At 70.0% G+C, this 15,987-nt stretch carries 15 protein-coding genes and 4 pseudogenes; 15 read left to right on the top strand and 4 right to left on the bottom strand.

The features are described from left to right. Window positions 1–3 precede the first annotated feature (3 nt). Window positions 4–981 (top strand): Lrp/AsnC family transcriptional regulator, encoded by a 978-nt coding sequence (locus tag BS75_RS06345; RefSeq protein WP_231607689.1) that lies wholly within the window; start codon window positions 4–6, stop codon window positions 979–981. A gap of 154 nt (window positions 982–1,135) precedes the next feature. Here the strand turns inward: BS75_RS06345 and BS75_RS06340 are convergent, their stop codons facing one another. Both BS75_RS06340 and BS75_RS52140 read right to left on the bottom strand, forming a co-directional pair. Further along, window positions 1,136–1,474, bottom strand: coding sequence for a transposase (locus tag BS75_RS06340; RefSeq protein WP_034087497.1), 339 nt, complete (start codon window positions 1,472–1,474; stop codon window positions 1,136–1,138). Then, window positions 1,474–1,527, bottom strand: a pseudogene (locus tag BS75_RS52140) (hypothetical protein); the annotation flags it as partial. The pseudogene BS75_RS52140 and the gene BS75_RS06340, both read right to left, overlap by 1 nt. 170 nt (window positions 1,528–1,697) lie before the next feature. On the opposite strand from BS75_RS52140, the gene BS75_RS06335 reads away from it, so the two are divergent. From BS75_RS06335 to BS75_RS06290, 11 genes and pseudogenes are all read left to right on the top strand, one after another. Next, window positions 1,698–2,399, top strand: a complete 702-nt coding sequence (locus BS75_RS06335) for a hypothetical protein (protein ID WP_160312286.1) — start codon at window positions 1,698–1,700, stop codon at window positions 2,397–2,399. Window positions 2,400–2,872: 473 nt separating this feature from the next. Continuing rightward, window positions 2,873–3,883 carry a hypothetical protein gene (locus BS75_RS06330; RefSeq protein ID WP_152646029.1) on the top strand — a complete coding sequence of 337 codons (1,011 nt, stop codon included), beginning with the start codon at window positions 2,873–2,875 and terminating at the stop codon, window positions 3,881–3,883. After that, window positions 3,880–4,677, top strand: a complete 798-nt coding sequence (locus tag BS75_RS47860) for a DUF5134 domain-containing protein (protein ID WP_034087494.1) — start codon at window positions 3,880–3,882, stop codon at window positions 4,675–4,677. Before BS75_RS06330 ends, BS75_RS47860 begins: the two co-directional genes overlap by 4 nt. 161 nt (window positions 4,678–4,838) lie before the next feature. Next, complete coding sequence (locus BS75_RS06320) at window positions 4,839–5,114, top strand: hypothetical protein (protein ID WP_152646030.1); 276 nt, start codon at window positions 4,839–4,841, stop codon at window positions 5,112–5,114. Next, window positions 5,111–7,399 (top strand): annotated as a pseudogene (locus tag BS75_RS06315) (heavy metal translocating P-type ATPase); the annotation flags it as partial. The gene BS75_RS06320 and the pseudogene BS75_RS06315, both read left to right, overlap by 4 nt. Before the next feature lie 321 nt (window positions 7,400–7,720). Continuing rightward, entirely contained in the window at window positions 7,721–8,143 is a 423-nt protein-coding gene (locus tag BS75_RS49975) for a copper chaperone PCu(A)C (RefSeq protein WP_231608102.1), read from the top strand. Window positions 8,144–8,355: 212 nt separating this feature from the next. Further along, complete coding sequence (gene nicT, locus BS75_RS06310; protein WP_197092040.1) at window positions 8,356–9,498, top strand: Nickel transporter NicT; 1,143 nt, start codon at window positions 8,356–8,358, stop codon at window positions 9,496–9,498. 838 nt (window positions 9,499–10,336) lie between these two features. After that, on the top strand, window positions 10,337–10,609 hold the full coding sequence (locus BS75_RS06305) for a hypothetical protein (protein ID WP_034087492.1): 273 nt from the start codon (window positions 10,337–10,339) through the stop codon (window positions 10,607–10,609). Between the two features lie 59 nt (window positions 10,610–10,668). After that, window positions 10,669–11,043: a DNA-binding protein gene (locus tag BS75_RS06300; protein WP_231608101.1), complete on the top strand. Its 375-nt coding sequence runs from the start codon at window positions 10,669–10,671 to the stop codon at window positions 11,041–11,043. A gap of 519 nt (window positions 11,044–11,562) precedes the next feature. After that, window positions 11,563–11,916 (top strand): hypothetical protein, encoded by a 354-nt coding sequence (locus BS75_RS06295; RefSeq protein WP_034087491.1) that lies wholly within the window; start codon window positions 11,563–11,565, stop codon window positions 11,914–11,916. Then, the gene (locus BS75_RS06290) at window positions 11,913–12,164 is read left to right on the top strand and encodes a hypothetical protein (RefSeq protein ID WP_034087490.1); all 252 of its coding nucleotides are present in this window, start codon (window positions 11,913–11,915) and stop codon (window positions 12,162–12,164) included. Before BS75_RS06295 ends, BS75_RS06290 begins: the two co-directional genes overlap by 4 nt. Window positions 12,165–12,233: 69 nt before the next feature. Here BS75_RS06290 and BS75_RS06285 read toward each other — a convergent pair whose 3' ends face one another. Then, window positions 12,234–12,542 (bottom strand): hypothetical protein, encoded by a 309-nt coding sequence (locus tag BS75_RS06285; RefSeq protein ID WP_034087489.1) that lies wholly within the window; start codon window positions 12,540–12,542, stop codon window positions 12,234–12,236. A 41-nt stretch (window positions 12,543–12,583) separates the two neighbouring features. Between BS75_RS06285 and BS75_RS06280 the strand changes: the two are divergent. From BS75_RS06280 to BS75_RS46115, 3 genes and pseudogenes are all read left to right on the top strand, one after another. After that, a pseudogene (locus BS75_RS06280) lies at window positions 12,584–12,868 on the top strand (DUF1214 domain-containing protein); the annotation flags it as partial. A gap of 40 nt (window positions 12,869–12,908) precedes the next feature. Then, complete coding sequence (locus tag BS75_RS06275) at window positions 12,909–14,270, top strand: DUF1254 domain-containing protein (protein WP_052069234.1); 1,362 nt, start codon at window positions 12,909–12,911, stop codon at window positions 14,268–14,270. Between the two features lie 257 nt (window positions 14,271–14,527). Then, window positions 14,528–14,686 (top strand): annotated as a pseudogene (locus tag BS75_RS46115) (DUF255 domain-containing protein); the annotation flags it as partial. A 286-nt stretch (window positions 14,687–14,972) separates the two neighbouring features. Here the strand turns inward: BS75_RS46115 and BS75_RS06270 are convergent. Next, window positions 14,973–15,785, bottom strand: a complete 813-nt coding sequence (locus BS75_RS06270; protein WP_034087487.1) for an exodeoxyribonuclease III — start codon at window positions 15,783–15,785, stop codon at window positions 14,973–14,975. Window positions 15,786–15,987 lie beyond the last annotated feature (202 nt).

The following is a 15,987-nucleotide window of genomic DNA, read 5'->3' as shown; positions in this document are numbered from 1 at the left end:
CCTGTGACCACTTCCATGGAGTCTGAGCTGCTGGATCAGCTCGATCGGCGGCTGATCGCGGCCCTGCAGTGCGACGCCCGATTGACCGCGGAGCGCGCGGCCCGCGTCCTCGGCCTCAGCGCGCGTGTGGCCGGCCGGCGACTGGCGGCGCTGCTGGAAAGCGGTGCCGTCCAGGTCGTCGCCGTGCCGCCGCGTGAAGGGCCAGGCTCGACGATGCTGCTGCGCATCAAGGTGCTGCGGGGCAAGCTCGACACCATCACCGCCGCCCTGGCCGCCCGCCCCGACATCGCGTTCGTCGACATGTCCGCCGGCGGCGAAGAGGTCGCCGCGGTCCTGACGGCCGCCGCCGGGCAGCGCGACAGGCTGGTCTTCCGGCAACTGCCCGCCACCAGCGCCATCACCTCGGTCAGTGCGCAGACGGTACTGCACGTCTACGCGGACGCCACCGACTGGCGGCTGGATGCCCTCACCGCCGCCGAACGGGCCGAACTCACCCTTGCCGGGGCGCCGAGCAGAACCGAAGCAGAGCTGAGCCCGCTCGACCAGGCCCTGGCGCGCGCCCTCCAAGGCGACGCACGGCTCACCGCCACCGCCCTCGCCACCCGCACCGGCTATCCCGAGTCCACGGTCCGGCGGCGCCTGGGCGCGCTCCTGCGCGACCGGGCGCTGCTCACCCAGGTGATTGTGGACCCCCGCCGTCTGGGGCTAGAGGTTGACGCCAACCTCTACCTCCAGGTCCCACCCGCGCACCTGGACGCCGCCGGGCGCGCACTGGCTGCCCATCCGGCCGTGCACGGGGTGATCGCCCTGACCGGCACTGCCAACCTGAGCGCAGCCGTCTGGCTGCGCGACCTGGAGGAACTGCACCGTTTCATCACGCGGGACCTTGCGCCGCTGTCGATCAGCGGTATCGACACGGTGCTGGTGGGCCGGGCCGTGAAACGGCCAGGCCACGCACCTGCGGGTCGGTCCGGTCAGTAGGCAGCGTGGTGTCGGACATGAGTGAAACCTCCGTCTTGCGGATGTACGGCCCCCGCTTCGGCGGCCTGGACTCCACACTGGGCGCTCCATCTGCGGGAGGGTCAACACCGGTACGGTGCTTTGCCCCTCCCGCAGACTCTGCTGCTCTATTCGGTCATGCCGTGAGGCGGTAGCTGAGGCGGGTGAGTCTGCTGGTGCGTGACAGGGCGGGTGGGGTCCCTTCGGCGCTCCAGTGGGCGTCGAGGCGGATGACGTTGAGTGCGGTGGCGGAGAAGGCATGCTGGAGACGGGCCTTGGGCAGGCCGCGGTAGCGGGCCCAGCGGATTCCGGTGACGTCCAGGGCCTGGTTGACGGTGCCTTCGATCCCGGCGCGCAGGGCGTACTCGGCCTGCCAGGTCTCGGTCTTCTGCTCGGTGCGGGCGGCGGTCAGGGCCTGGTGGGGTTCGCGGGGCTGAGCGTGAGCATGCGGGTGCCGCGTCGTGAGGCGGTGCACTGCTCGCGTGCGGGACAGGGCCGGCAGTCGCTGCGGGCGAAGTCGACGACGATCGCTCGTCCTGGTCCGCCAACTCACCGCCCGGTGACCGGACCCTGGGCCACATCGTCGCTGGCTTGGTTGCCACCGGCAAGGCCGCCGACAGCTGCTCCGGCAGTCCTGTCCTGCGTGGTGTCCACCCCGGCAGGGGGCGCTCTTGCCACGAGTGGGAGCATGGTGAACTGTGCCCCTGGGATCGTCTCTGCGCCTGATGCGCGCCGCGCTGTTCGCCGCGGTGTGCCTGGCGCTGTCGGTGGCGGGGCACTGGTGGATGTCCGGCCAGGGCATCCCGGTCCGGGCTCTGGTTGTCGCCTATGCGGCGGTGCTGGCAGTGGCGCTGGTCCTGACCGGGCGGGAGCGCTCCTTCTCCGGCATCGCCACCGTTGTGCTGCTGAGTGAGTTGGGGCTGCACCTCTACTTCTCGTCGGCCCAGGCCTGGACGGGAACCTCCACGACGACGGCTGCCGCGAGCGCGCGGGCCTCGATGCCGATGGACATGGGCTCGTCCCATGCCATGGCCGGGATGGCGATGGCCGGTATGGGCGGTGCCATGCCGATGGGTTCGACCCACACCATGGCACCCATGGGACACGGACCGTGGGGGATGCTGGCCGTGCACGTGGCGGCCGGTCTGATCAGTGCCTGGTGGCTGCGCCGGGGCGAGGCATCGGTGTTCGCGGTGCTACGCGTGGTGGCGACGGCAGCCCTGACGTCCGTGCTGCGGTTCGCGCTGTTCCTGCTGGCACTCGCGTTCGGCACCTGGACGCCGACCGTTCCCGTGCCCCCGCGCGCCCGCGACGCCTGGCTGCTGCCGCAGCCCGGCCGGTGCGCCCTGTTGGACGTGGTCGTCCGCCGTGGTCCTCCGGCGGCCGCTCTCGTGGGGTGAACACCTTGTCGCGTCACCGCTGTGCGTTGAACTGAGCGCCCGGCGGGACGGTCTGCTTGCCGTGCCCGTGCCCGTGCCCGTGCCCGTGCCCGTGCCCGTGCTGTTGCGGGTGGTCCGAGACCGTTCAGGTGCGTGACAGGTGGCGATGGTGTGTGCCCGCCATGCCGTATGCCCGCGTTCGCACGGGTGTCCACGGGGGCGGGCCCCACAGTCCGAACATGTCCCACCCTTGGCCAGGCAGACGCTCGCCCGAGCGGCGCCGGTGGCAGGACCATCGGCGCTGCCGCGAGCGGCCATGGCCGGGCGAGGCGTGTCCGTGACTTCCCGGGCCGGGTGCCGCAGCTGCGGTCCGGCCTGCCACAGCACTGCTTGAGGACCTGCCATGACGTACCTTGACGCGCCTCCGGGGCGCGCACCCTTCCACCGCGACCCTGCCGCGTACGCGGCCGCCGCCCACGAGTTGGGGTGCGGCGATGAGTGAGTTGACTGCGGGCGGCCCCGGAGCCGCTTTCACCTTCGGCCGGGCGGATTCCGCGCCGAGGGTCCGACGGACCCCTGCCGAGACGCGCCGGCTGCTGCAACTGGCGCTGGCCGCGGTGTGGTTGCTGGACGGTCTGCTGCAGTTGCAGCCGTTCATGTTCACCAAGGCGTTCGCGACCCAGATCATCGACCCGACCGCGCCGGGAAACCCGTCGGCGGTGGCGCATTCGATCACCTGGGCGGCGGGCATCATCGGGCACCACCCGGTGGGCACCAATGCGGCGTTCGCCGCCATCCAGCTGCTGCTGGGGTTGGGCATCGCCTGCCGTCCCACCGTCCGCGCGGCCCTGGCTGCCTCCGTGGGCTGGTCGCTGGCCGTGTGGTGGTTCGGCGAGGGCCTGGGCGGGGTGCTGACCGGCGGGGCCAGCCCGCTGTCCGGTGCGCCCGGCGGCGTGATCCTCTACGCTCTGCTCGCGGTGCTGCTGTGGCCCACTGACCGTGAGGGCCCGTTCCCCGCCGCTCGCCCGGTCGGTGTCGCCGCCGCGCGGGGGCTGTGGCTGCTGCTCTGGGGCAGCCTGGTGTTCTTCACGCTCGAGTCGGGGAACACCGGCTCGCAGGACATGAACGCGATGATCGCCGGTATGGCCGACGGCCAGCCGGACTGGCTCGGGGCGATCATCAAGCACTCCGCGTCGCTGGTGGCCCACCGCGGTCTGGCCGCCTCCATAGGGCTGGCGGCCGTGCTGGCCCTGGTCGCCGTGGCGGTGTTCCTGCCGCCCCGGCTGTGGCGCGCGCTGATCGCGCTGGCCCTGGTGCTGTCCGCGGTGATCTGGGTGGTCGGTGAGGCGGTGGGCGGCGTGTTCGGCGGCCAGGGCACCGACCCGAACTCGGGTCCGCTGCTGGCGCTGATCGCGCTCGCCTACTGGCCCGCGACCCACCCGACGACCGAGCCGAAGGCCGTCGCGCAGTCGGCGACCGGCGACCTGGAGAGGACGACCTCGTGAACATCCCCGACTGGCTCGCGGACATCTTCGCCGCGATCATGCTGGCCACCGCCGTCTACTGCGCCGGTCGCCTGGCTCTGGCCCGTCGGCTCGGACGGCGGGTCGAGCACGACAGCGACGTCGTCCACCTGCTGATGGGGGTGGCCATGGCGGGCATGCTGGTATCCGACCTGAACCCGCTGAACGCGACGGTCTGGAAGGTCGTGTTCACACTGACGACCCTGTGGTTCGCCGGGCGGGTGGTCCTGGCCTGGCGCGGGGCCGACCAGGCGCGGCTGACGCTGCGGCACCACGTCCCGCACCTGGTCCTGTCCGGCGCGATGCTCTACATGTTCTTCGCCCCGTCCGGGGCGGGCGCCGGTTCGTCCTCGGGCGGCGGCATGGGCGGCGGCATGGGCGGCGGCATGGGCGGGGGCATGGGCGGGGGCATGGGCGGGGCCGCGTCCATGGTCGTCCACTACCCGACCCTCGCGTTGGTGCTGGCGCTGTTCCTGTGCGGCTATGCGGTCATGGTCATCGACCGCACTCCGCTGCTGGCGGCCTCCGGCGGCACGCCGCAGGCGGGCGGCACGGGGCAGTCTGCTGCGCTGGGCGGCGCGTGCTGCGCGGTGACTGAGGCTGACGACACCGACGCCGACGCCTCCGCACCCGAGCCGGGTTCCGGTCCGGACGCTGAAGGCCGAGGCCGGGCGCAGAGCCCGGTTCGCAGCCTGCTCGCGCCCCGCGGCGCGAACTGCTGCGACATAGCCATGAGCGTCACGATGGCGTTCATGCTGGTCATCCTGCTGCAGTAAGCAGCCAGGTGGTCCTGGTGGTGCACGTGCACCACCAGGACCACCTCTGGACCTTTGATATCCGCGGCGACAGGCTGGCTGTCGCCTGCCCGCGCCGGCGCGCTGTCCTTGCTTCGCGCGCCGCGCGATCACCCCTTCCCGACCCGGAAGCTGGCCACACCATGCTCCTCGCTCCTCGCCCCTCGCCGCAGCCGTCCGCGGCCGGCGGCCGATCGGCTCCCCGCCGTGTGCTGCTGGCGGCCCTCGTCGGCCTGCTGCTCCTGTTCGCCGCGTCGTTCATGGTCGGCCGACTGGTCGGTCCGCTCTCGCCGGGGGACTTCCCGGGTTCCAGTGGCCACGGCGGCGGAACCATGCCGGGTATGCCCGGGATGTCCATGTCGGGCATGGGCGCTGCAGCTCCGCAGCCGGTCAACTCGGCCGCAGGGGAGGGACGATGAGCACTGACGCGGTCGGACGCCCGGCCCCGGAGGAGAGCGACGGCGCGCTGCTGACCACGGATCTGATCGTGGGCGGGATGACCTGCGCCGCCTGTGTGGCCCGGGTGGAGAAGCGGCTGGCCCGTTTGGACGGCGTCAGCGCCGGGGTGAACCTGGCCACCGGCCGGGCCAGGGTGCTGCACCCGCCCGGCGTCGCGTTGGAAGAGCTGGTCGCCGCGGTCGAGCGGGCCGGATACAGCGCGCAGCCCGCCGCCGATTCGGCGCACACTGTGCCTGACGCGGACACGGCAGCGGAGCAGGAAGCGGCGCGGGTCAGGCGCCTGCTCGGGGTGGCCGCGCTGGCCGTGCCGGTGATCGTGCTGTCGATGCTGCCCGGCCTGCAGTTCCGCAACTGGCAGTGGCTGTGCTTCGCGCTGGCCGCCCCGGTGGTCTCCTGGGGCGCGCTGTCGTTCCACCGGCAGGCGTGGGCGGCGCTGCGGCACGCCACGGCGACCATGGACACCCTGGTCAGCCTGGGCGTGGTCGCGTCCTTCGGCTGGTCGGTGTACGCGCTGTTCGCCGGCGGAGCCGGGCAGCCGGGGATGCGGATGGGCTTCTCGCTGACCGCGGGAACCGGCGGCGGCGCGCACATCTACCTGGAGGCGGCGGTCGCCGTGCCGCTGTTCGTGCTGACCGGCCGGCTGCTGGAGGGCCGGGCCCGGAACCGCACCGGATCGGCGCTGCGCTCGTTGGCGGAGCTGGGCGTCAAGGACGTCTGCCTGCGCCAGAACGGCCAGGAGCGGACCGTACCGATCGACCGACTGCTGCCGGGCGACGAGTTCGTGGTGCGTCCGGGCGAGCAGGTCGCCACCGACGGCGTGGTGGTCGAGGGCAGCTCCGCGCTGGACCTGAGCCTGCTGACCGGGGAGAGCGTCCCGGTGGAAGCAGGACCGGGGGACCCGGTCGCGGGGGCGACCCTCAACGTCGGCGGGACGCTGGTGGTGCGGGCCGCGGCGGTCGGCGCCGACACCCGACTCGCCCGCATCACCGCCCTGGTCACCGACGCCCAGGCGGGCAAGGCCAAGGCGCAGCGGCTGGCGGACACGGTGGCCGGGGTGTTCGTGCCGGTGGTGCTGGCCATCGCGGTCTGCGTGCTGGGCTTCTGGCTGGGCGCCGGGGCGAACGCTCCCGACGCGGTCTCGGCGGCCGTCGCCGTCCTCGTGGTGGCCTGCCCCTGCGCACTCGGGCTGGCCACCCCCACCGCACTGCTGGCCGCCACCGGACGCGGAGCCCAACTCGGCATCCTGGTCCGGGGACCCGAGGCAATGGAGTCACTGCGGCGGGTGGACACCGTCATCCTGGACAAGACCGGCACCCTCACCAGTGGTCGGATGGAACTCCTCGCCACCACGGTCGTCGCCGGTCAGGACGCTCAGCTGCTGCTGCGCCTGGCCGGAGCCGTCGAGCACCATTCGGAGCACCCGATCGGCCAGGCCATCGCCGCCGCGGCCCGACGCGAGAGCGACACCGCCCTGCCCGAAGCGGTCGGCTTCCGCGCCACCGCCGGGCGAGGCGTCAGCGCCCAGGTCGAGGGCCGGCAGGTCCAGGTTGTACGCCCCGACCAGCACCCCGCACTTCCGACCGAACTGGGCACGGCCCTGGAGGCGGCTCAACAGGCGGGTCGCACCGTGGTTGTGGTCGACGTGGACGGGGATCCGCTCGCGGTGCTGGCGGTGGGTGACCGGGTGCGTCCCGGTAGCTGGCGTGCAGTGCACCGGCTGAAGCGGATGGGCCTGCGCCCCGTCCTGGTGACCGGTGACCAGGACGGCGCAGCCCGGGCGGTGGCCGCCGAACTGGGGATCACCGAGGTCCACGCGGCGACCACGCCGGAGGGCAAGCAGCAGATCGTCGCCGACCTCCAGAAGGTCGGACGGGTGGTGGCCGTGGTCGGCGACGGGGTCAACGACACCGTTGCACTGGCCGCCGCCGACCTGGGCATCGCCATGGGCAGCGGCACCGACGCCGCGATCGGCGCGGCCGGGATCACCCTGGTCCGCGGCGACATCGAGGCGCTGCCGGACGCGGTGCGTCTGGCCCGGCGCACCCTGGGCACCATCAGGACCAACCTCGTCTGGGCGTTCGGCTACAACCTGCTGCTGATCCCGCTGGCCGCAGTCGGCCTGCTCAACCCGATGCTCGCCGCAGCGGCCATGTCCGCCAGTTCGGTCCTGGTCGTCGCCAACAGCCTGCGCCTGCGCACCTGGCGCCCCGACCCCGCCGGCGGCCCCCGCCGCGGCGGATCCCGGGGCCGGGGACCGGCACTGTGGGGCGAGGCGGCTGCGCCGACGGTGCGAGTCCAAGAGACCGCCCACCCGGGCGACCGGGCGAGAGGCAGTGCGGCCGAACCCGCGTCGGGCAGGCAACGGACAGAGGAGTTGGACGAGCCGGAACTGCTGGAACTGGAGCGGGAGGCTGCCGAGCTGGAAGCCTACGGTGCCGCCTCCGCCGGCCGCCGCAGACGCCAACTGCTGCTCCCCGGGGCGGCTCTGCTGGCGGCCCTGCTGCTGGTCGTCGGCGGCGAGCTCACGTTCGCCGACCACCGCACACCGGGCGTGCCGGTACTCGGCATGGTCAACGCCTACCTGAAGCCGCCCGCCGACGGCGTGGTGCACGGCTACCTGGTCATCCGGAACGCCGGCGACGCGCCGGACCGGCTGCTCGGCATCTCCACCCCGTCCGCAGCCCGGGCCGGACTGGTCACCGCCTCAGGCCAGGCCCTGCCCGGGATCACCATCCCGGCCCACGGCACGGTCACGCTCGACCCGGGCGGCGACAGCATCGTCCTGTCCGGACTGACGCAGCCGGCCGAGCCCGGTGCCACCATCCCGATCGACCTGATGTTCGCCAGGTCCGGGACCGTGTACGCGTTCGCGCCGGTGGGGCCGCCCGGCTCGCTCACCATGCAGGGCATCATGCAGGCCACGATGGCGGAGCCCGGTGCGATGAGGCACGGAATGACCTCGCAGCAGATGGAGGGGACGGGCCAGTGACCATCGGACGCCACCTCCCCCTCGGACAGTCCGACGAAATCGCCCCGTGGTCACCGAGAGCCCACAAGGAGCCTCAGTCCGGGGCTGGATGGGGGCAGGGTTGACGCGGGACCCTTCCTGGCTATCTTTAGCTATTGCATTTAATGTGCAATAAGGACCTCCCGGTCAGCCGGCCTGCTCCGGCTGCGGCAGCGAAGGAGCAGTCGATGGCGATGTCCGGCACCGTGACCCCGGCAGGCGGATCTGGTCTGGTCGGCCGGTACAGACAGTTGCAGCAGGCGCTCAGTCCGGCGGAGTGGCGGCGGGCGGCGCTGATGTTCGGCTCGATCGTGGCGCTGCACGTCATCGGCTTCGGGATCTTCATCTTTCTGGTGGTGCCCCAGCACTACAAGGGGATGGGGGTCGGCGTAGCGGTGCTGGCCTACACGTTGGGGCTGCGGCACGCCTTCGACGCCGACCACATCTCGGCGATCGACAACACCACCCGCAAGCTCATGAGTGAGGGTCAGCGCCCCCTGAGCGTCGGCTACTGGTTCTCCCTCGGCCACTCCACGATCGTGGTGGCGATCGGGGTCGGCATCGTCTTCGCGGAGAAGACGGTGTACTCGGCGGTCTCCAACGACAACTCCAGCCTGGAACAGTTCGGCGGGGTCTTCGGGACGGTCGTCTCGGCGAGCTTCCTGTACCTGATCGCGGTGCTGAACATCGTGATCCTGGCCGGGATCGTCCGGGTGTTCCGCTCCATGCGCCGGGGCGAGTACGACGAAGCCGCGCTGGAGGCCCAGTTGGAGGCGCGCGGGCTGATGTACCGCTTCTTCGGCAAGTGGATGCGGGCAATTCGCAAGCCGTGGCAGATGTACCCGGTCGGTGTGGTCTTCGGGATGGGTTTCGACACCGCCACCGAGGTCGCGCTGCTGGCCACCACGGCGCTGCTGGCCACCCAGCACGTCCCCTGGTACGCGATCATGGCGCTGCCGATCCTGTTCACCGCCGGGATGAGCCTGATGGACACCATCGACGGCTGCTTCATGAACGTCGCCTACGGCTGGGCCTTCCTCAACCCGGTCCGCAAGGTCTACTACAACCTTGCCATCACCGGCCTGTCCGTGGCCATCTGCTTCTTCATCGGCACCGTCGAGGTCCTGGGCCTGCTGCCCCAGGAGCTGAACCTGAAGGGCCAGTTCTGGGACGACATGGCCGGGTTCGACATCAACAAGGCCGGCTTCGTCATCGTCGGCATGTTCGTCGTCACCTGGGCCGCCGCCCTGCTCATCTGGCGCTTCGGGAACGTCGAGGAGAAGTGGACCGCCGGACTCGCCGGCGGCGGCGAGCTGACCGCGGCGGACGAGGTCTGACCCCGACCACGGCCAGGAGCCGGTCTGGTACTCCGGCAGCGGCCTGGCCTCCGACCTGTCCCTGCCCAAGATCCTGGCCCGCCTCCAAGCCGCCGAACACTTCACCACCGGCCACCAGCCCGCCGACCCGTGGCGGAACAGGTGGTCGGACCTCCTCGAATAACACGCCGAGAGCGGGTTTACGACCCTCGTCACCGAAGTCCCGTGCTGCGGCACCGCGACCTCACTGGATGCGCTCGACTACGACTGGCCCTGCGGCTTCGCACGCTTCGAGATAGCCGTATGGAACCCGGAGCGCCGCTGGTTCAGCGCGGAGGACCTCACGGCCCTCGGGGACGTTCTCGGGCATCCCGTTCGTCAGATCCGCGCGCATATCTGACGTGACTCGCCCGGTAGGCCACGACATCAAGGTGAGTCGAACATGCCCGGTGCAACACGGAGACCCTGTCGCTCTCGGTAGTGAGCGGCAGGGTCTCCGTGGCTACTGACGGCCAGTCAGGAAATCAAGATCACCTTCCACGCGCGTTCCACGTGAGACTGAAAACCAGTGATGATCAACGATCAATGCAGAGTGGCATTAATGCAGGTCAGAGCCCCTTCTCGGGGCCGCGACCCTTGTCCGACAAGGGTCGAGTCGCCCACCTGCTCAGATGTCGAAGTGCAGCTCGATGAGGGCTCTGACCAGTGGGTTTGCGGTAATCGACTGATCGTCTCCCCTTGGTGCGGAGGGCGTCCGCCCGATCGGCGAACGGCGCGTTGCGCATCCCGATCGATGGCAATTCGGGTCGTCGACATCTGTCCGCTCTTGCTCTGGCAAAAGTTTTGCTAGAGTTCTGGTATGGCTGACAGCACTCCCGCCCCTGAGCAGGATCCGACCGTTTCCGTGTCGGTGTCCTTTCACGCCAGTGTCATCGATTCGGTACGCGACCGCGTGGGGAAGCGTGGCGTTTCGCCGTATGTCGAGGCGGCTGTGCGGCGCCAGATAGAGCGTGACAATCTTCAGGCGATGATCCAGGCAAATGAGGAGATCCACGGTTCGCTCACGCCTGAGGAGGTCCGAGCGGCTCGCGAGGAGATCTACGGCGCGGTGCCGCGTGGCGAGGTCGCGTGAGTGGGACCTGGGTGCTCGACAGCGAGGCCCTCTCGCTCTACCTGCGTGCCGATCGGAAGATGACGGCGCGTCTGGTGGTGGCCGCCCAGGACGACGTCCGGGTCGTGATCGCGGCTGCCACCGTCGTTGAGGCCGACTGCGTTGGAGTGCATTCCGCGAGGCTCGACTGGGCGCTGTCCCGTCTGGTGGCCGTCCCTCTCACACAGGATCTGGCCAGGGCTGCGTCGAACCTTCTGAAGAGCGCGGGTCTGCATGGGCACAAATACGCCATTGACGCCATGGTTGTCGCCACTGCGCTGGCCGCAGTCGACAAGCCGGTGACCGTGCTGACCTCGGACGTGGACGACATCTCCACTCTCCTCGGCGATCGACTGGACCGAGCCGATGCTGGGCGAACGGGTAGCCCTGTGAAGGTCAAGGTTCTGGCGGTCTGAGACCGGTCGATGTACCGCCCGGGCCGCAGGACTTCACGGCTGCGGGCCTCGCCGGAGTGAGTTCGATTTTGGTGCACACATTGCACATGAGAGCTTGCGGAAGTGCCTCGTCGCCTCCGATTGAAACGAATCGGTGCAGGCAGAGACTCTCCTCACCTGCACCGATTCACATCGCTCTGGCTACATTTCCGCAGTCCAGGAGACCTCTACAGGTCGAAGTACAGTATGAATATGCCCCTGACCTGCATGTTTGTGGCCTGCCTGAGGACCGGTGCACAACCGGTGCACACGCCGGACCCCCAACTAATGAGACGTGTTGAGAGGTATTGAGCGGTGACGAGAACCGCAGCGTCGACCGCGTACTGACGAGCGCCACGCAGGGTTATCCGTGGTTGGCGCTGGCACTGGTCGGCGTGCTAAGGGCGGGTGAGGCGAACAGGGTGGCGCGCCAGCCCAAGCGGCTGAGCGGAGGGCTTGTCGCGCTGTAACGTGGTCTCGGCCTAAACGCACGGAGGACACGTGACCGCACAGCCGGAGCACCACGCTGAAGAGCTGATCCCGCGCCCTGAGCGGACCATCACCGCCCTCAAGGCCGCCTTGGCGGTCGTGGCCTCGGATCGTCTGCTGGAGATGCAGGCTGAGCAGGCTGAAGCGATCACCATGGCCATCGACTCCGACACACTCGATCCCCTCCGAGGGTTCCTCCTGCGGTGGGCCGTGATCGTTGAGATCGAGCGGCACCCCGAGATTGCCCTCAAGCTGCGTCGAGCTGAGTACCTCATGCAGGTGGAGGAGGAACCCGAGGACTCCCGGCGCCACGCCCTCACCGCTGCCGAGATCATCCGAGCCGCCTACCGGGCGTTGGGCGCATGACGTGGGCGTGGGAGTACCTCCCAGAAGAGAAATACGTGATCGGCGGTGCACCGCCGGCCTTCGTCGCCGAAGTCGAGGCCAGAGCTGACGAGCTGGTCCGAGCCGCGGCAGCCCTCTACCTCGACGGGACCCTGTACCGGGGTGAGAACCCGAAGAGCAGAACCGCCGACGTCCCAGGCGGCATGTTCGAGTATCTGACCATCGTCCGGCATGAGCAGATCCATGTCGTTCAGGTCACTTACTTCTAGTGTCCTGTGCCGCAGGACGCTGGAAGACGCTCGCGTACATCCAGGGCAGATCAGCGTCGATCACGCACCCTAAGTCAAGATCTTGTTGACGGCGGCGCGAAGCTGTAGCCAGGTGGGATCCGTCGGGTCGGACTCGGTCAGTGTCGAGAGATCATCGGCTGCCCAAGTGCGGGTGCCGTCAGTGAGGATGAGGTCGGTCTCCAGGTCGCCGTCGGCGGGGAGTTCGGAAGTGGCGGCCAGGAACGTAGTGGCTGCGGCTTTGGCAAGCTCGTAGCTGCTCGGGGTGCCAGCCGTCGGCTGCGCAGGGCTGGTGAGAACGGAGAGCAGGAGCAGCTGTCCACTCTCGGTGGCGGTGAGTAGTTCACCGGCCGAGGTCACCGCGAGCGCAGTCAGGCGCGACCCGGGCGGGAGTCCCCGCGGGCCTGTTCTGGTCGGTGACCTGCTACGACGCCCAGACCCGCTCCGAGGTCACCGCCGAGCAGGACCAGGCCGCCCTGCGCTCCCTGTTCGAGGACCTCACCCCGGCCGACGGCGCCGACCACGTCGACCTGCACTTCGGTCCGACCCGGCCGGAAGGCACCGAGGGCCGCTGGATCCAGGCCGTCCCCGGCCGGGGCTGGTTCTGCCACTTCCGGATCTACGGCCCCGCCCAACCGGCCTTCGACGGCAGCTGGCGCCCCGGTGACCTCACCGCCCGGTCCTAGCGGGAGCCTTCACCACCGCCGTCACCCGATCGGAGTGCAGATGGACGCGCAGTCACTGGTGCAGCAGATCACGCAGGGGCACGAGAAAGCGCAGGCGAACCTGGGCCACTGGGCCGGGACAGTCGCGTTCCGCTACGGCTTCCCGCTGCTGGAGATGCACCGCAGCCTGTGGGAGTGGCACGTAGACACCACCGCACCCACCCATCTGGGGGCCATCAACGAGATCCACCACACCCCGCGCCGCGCCGAACCACGCGACACCTACTTCGTCACCCCCATCGTCGACGCCCCCTACTCCCGCACCTTCGTCGACCTCAGCGGCGGCGCGATGGTGCTCACCGTCCCGGCCATCGACGACCGATACTTCACCGTGCAACTGCTGGACATGTACACCAACAGCTTCGGCTACGTCGGCACCCGCACCGGCGACACCCACGGCGGCGACTTCCTGCTCACCGGCCCCGGCTGGCGCGGCACCGTCCCCGACGGGATCACCCGGGTGATCACCGCACCCACCGCGCTGATCTGCCTGCTGGCCCGGGTCACCATCCTGGACGACGACGTCCCCGCCGCCGTCGCCCTGCAGGGGCGGATCGCACTGCGCCCGGCGGACCCGACCGCGTCCAAGCCGGACCCGGCCGCCAACCCGCCCGCCCGCGACTTCCGCAGCCCGGCCGGCGATCCCCTGGATTTCTACCGGATGCTCGCCGACTGCCTGGCCGCGTCCCCGCCCCCGGCCGCCGACGCCGGGGTCCTGGGCCTGCTCGCCCCGCTGGGCATCGCCCCGCACCGCGCCTTCGACCCGGCCGCGCTGGACCCGGCCGCGGTGGACGGGCTCCGGCGTGCCGTGGCAGACGGCCTGCACGACCTGTACGCCGAGATGCCCTTCGCCGGACCCTCGCGCAACGGCTGGGTCCTGGTCGACCCCGACACCATCGGCGACTGGGGCACCGACTACTTCTCCCGCCTGGAGATCGCCCAGCTCGGCCTGCTCGCCAACAGCGCGGACGAGGCGTACTACGTCGGCGCCATCCTCGACGGCGACGGCTACCCGCTGTCCGGCGAGCACACCCACGAACTGCACTTCGGCCCCGACCACTTCCCCCCGGTCGGCGCCTTCTGGTCGGTCACCATGTACCTCAACCCCCAGGGCTTCCTGGTCGAGAACCCGATCAACCGCTACCACCTCGGCAGCCTCAACAAGGACCTGCACTACGAGGCGGACGGCTGGCTCACCCTCTACCTCCAGCGCGAGAACCCCGGCCACGACAAGGAAGCCAACTGGCTCCCCACCACCGAACCCGACGTCCTCTTCCGGCTCATCCTGCGCCAGTACCTCCCGCACGCGGACATCACCACCGGCCGCTACGCACCCCCGCCCATCACCCGCACCAACCGCTGAACGAGCACTCCCGAACGCGTTAGAAGGCGCGAAGCCCGTCGACACATGCACGGGGCGGCAGCTCCCACCCCAGCGGAGCTGCCGCGACGACTCGCGGTTCCGAGGAAGCCTCCGATCCATCGTGGGTCTGGAGAATTCGGGCGGATAGGGAAAGAGCTTTCCGACCACGAGATGGCGTAGTACAGCGAGGTGTCGGCCGCGTCGCGTGGAGCGCTTCGGTCGCGGTGCGCCGATCGGGGGGAGCTGGGTGTGCAACCCTGTTCCGTGTAAACCGCCTTGGGGCCATGAGCTCGCCGTATCTGCAGCAGCACGCCAGCAACCCGATCGACTGGTGGCCCTGGTGTCCTGAGGCATTCGCCGAGGCGAAGAGGCGAGATGTCCCGCTTTTTCTGTCTGCGGGATACGCGAGCTGTACTTAGTGCCACGTCATGGCGCACAAGGTGAGCTGATGCCGAAACCTGGGATGCGTGTGCCCGCTCGACTCCGACCCGGAAGTTGGTCCTCGCCGAGTTCGATCTCGGGTCACATCCGGTGCACATGAGAGACGCCTGACTACTGTGCAGTTGGTCCAAACGCGGCGTCGCTGCAGGCCAGAAAACCCTTGGCCTGTAGCGACGCCGTTGTGGTAAATTTGAAAGACCCCAGTTCAGAGCCCCTTTACAGGTCGAAGTAGAGCTCGAACAGTCGGCTCGCGTCGAATCGTCACAGCTCGAAGGTCACCGTGACCGGCGCGTGGTCCGACCAGCGTTCGGCATGCGTGGCGGCGCGCTCCACCACCGCCGACACGGCCTTGGTGGCGAGGCCGGGGGAGGCCATGTGGTAGTCGATCCGCCAGCCCGCGTCGTTGTCGAAGGCCTGGCCGCGATAGGTCCACCAGGAGTACGGGCCGGTCGCCTCCGGGTGCAGGGAGCGGACGACGTCGACGTAGCCCGCCTCGTCCAGGACCCGGCTCAGCCAGGCGCGCTCCTCGGGGAGGAAACCGGCGTTCTTCTGGTTGGTCTTCCAGTTCTTGAGGTCGGCCTCGCGGTGCGCGATGTTCCAGTCGCCGCAGACCAGCACCTCGCGTCCCTCGGCGGCGGCGCGGGCACGCAGGATCTTCAGGTACTCCAGGAACTCCTCCAGGAAGCGCTCCTTCTCGTCCTGGCGGGGGGTGCCGACCTCGCCCGAGGGCAGGTAGAGGCTGGCGACGGTCAGGCCGGGCAGGTCGAACTCGGCGTAGCGGCCGGTGGTGTCGAACTCGGCCGAGCCGAAGCCGACCCGCTGGGCTTGCGGCTCGGTCCGGGAGAGCAGCCCGACGCCCGCGCGGCCCTTGGCCACGGACGGGGCCCACAGGGTGTGCCAGCCCTCGGGCTCGCGGACATGCGCGGCGAGCTGCGGCGCTTCGGCGCGGACCTCCTGGAGGCAGACGACGTCAGCCTTGGTGGCGGCGAGCCATTCGACATAGCCCTTGCCGGTGGCGGCCCGGAGTCCGTTCACGTTGGCAGTGCTGACAGTGAGGGTGGTGGCGCTGGTCATGGCTCCATTCTGGCGGACAATCGCGGCGGCCGGCGCTCACCTCACCGGTGCTCTCGCGGAAGCCGCACAGCGGCAGGCAGTTGCGAGCGGTTGCCGCTCGGGTACGACGTCATGGGCCGTCATGGCGAGGTCGTACGGGAGGGGAAGGCATGCAGCGGGGTGCCCGAGATCAAGGTCGGCGACGGGAGTTTGTAGTCAACTG

Source organism: Streptacidiphilus albus JL83 (assembly GCF_000744705.1).
Taxonomy (GTDB): Bacteria; Actinomycetota; Actinomycetes; order Streptomycetales; family Streptomycetaceae; genus Streptacidiphilus; species Streptacidiphilus albus.
This window is presented reverse-complemented; position numbering and strand designations above follow the sequence as displayed.

Excerpts from the sequence above, each read along its gene's own strand:
- BS75_RS06330 (WP_152646029.1), top strand. The coding sequence starts at position 2,873 with ATGAGTGAGTTGACTGCGGGCGGCCCCGGAGCCGCTTTCACCTTCGGC.
- BS75_RS06320 (WP_152646030.1), top strand. The coding sequence starts at position 4,839 with ATGCTCCTCGCTCCTCGCCCCTCGCCGCAGCCGTCCGCGGCCGGCGGC.
- BS75_RS49975 (WP_231608102.1), top strand. The coding sequence starts at position 7,721 with ATGGTCAACGCCTACCTGAAGCCGCCCGCCGACGGCGTGGTGCACGGC.
- nicT (WP_197092040.1), top strand. The coding sequence starts at position 8,356 with ATGTCCGGCACCGTGACCCCGGCAGGCGGATCTGGTCTGGTCGGCCGG.
- BS75_RS06305 (WP_034087492.1), top strand. The coding sequence starts at position 10,337 with ATGGCTGACAGCACTCCCGCCCCTGAGCAGGATCCGACCGTTTCCGTG.
- BS75_RS06300 (WP_231608101.1), top strand. The coding sequence starts at position 10,669 with ATGACGGCGCGTCTGGTGGTGGCCGCCCAGGACGACGTCCGGGTCGTG.
- BS75_RS06290 (WP_034087490.1), top strand. The coding sequence starts at position 11,913 with ATGACGTGGGCGTGGGAGTACCTCCCAGAAGAGAAATACGTGATCGGC.
- BS75_RS06275 (WP_052069234.1), top strand. The coding sequence starts at position 12,909 with ATGGACGCGCAGTCACTGGTGCAGCAGATCACGCAGGGGCACGAGAAA.
- BS75_RS06270 (WP_034087487.1), bottom strand. The coding sequence starts at position 15,785 with ATGACCAGCGCCACCACCCTCACTGTCAGCACTGCCAACGTGAACGGA.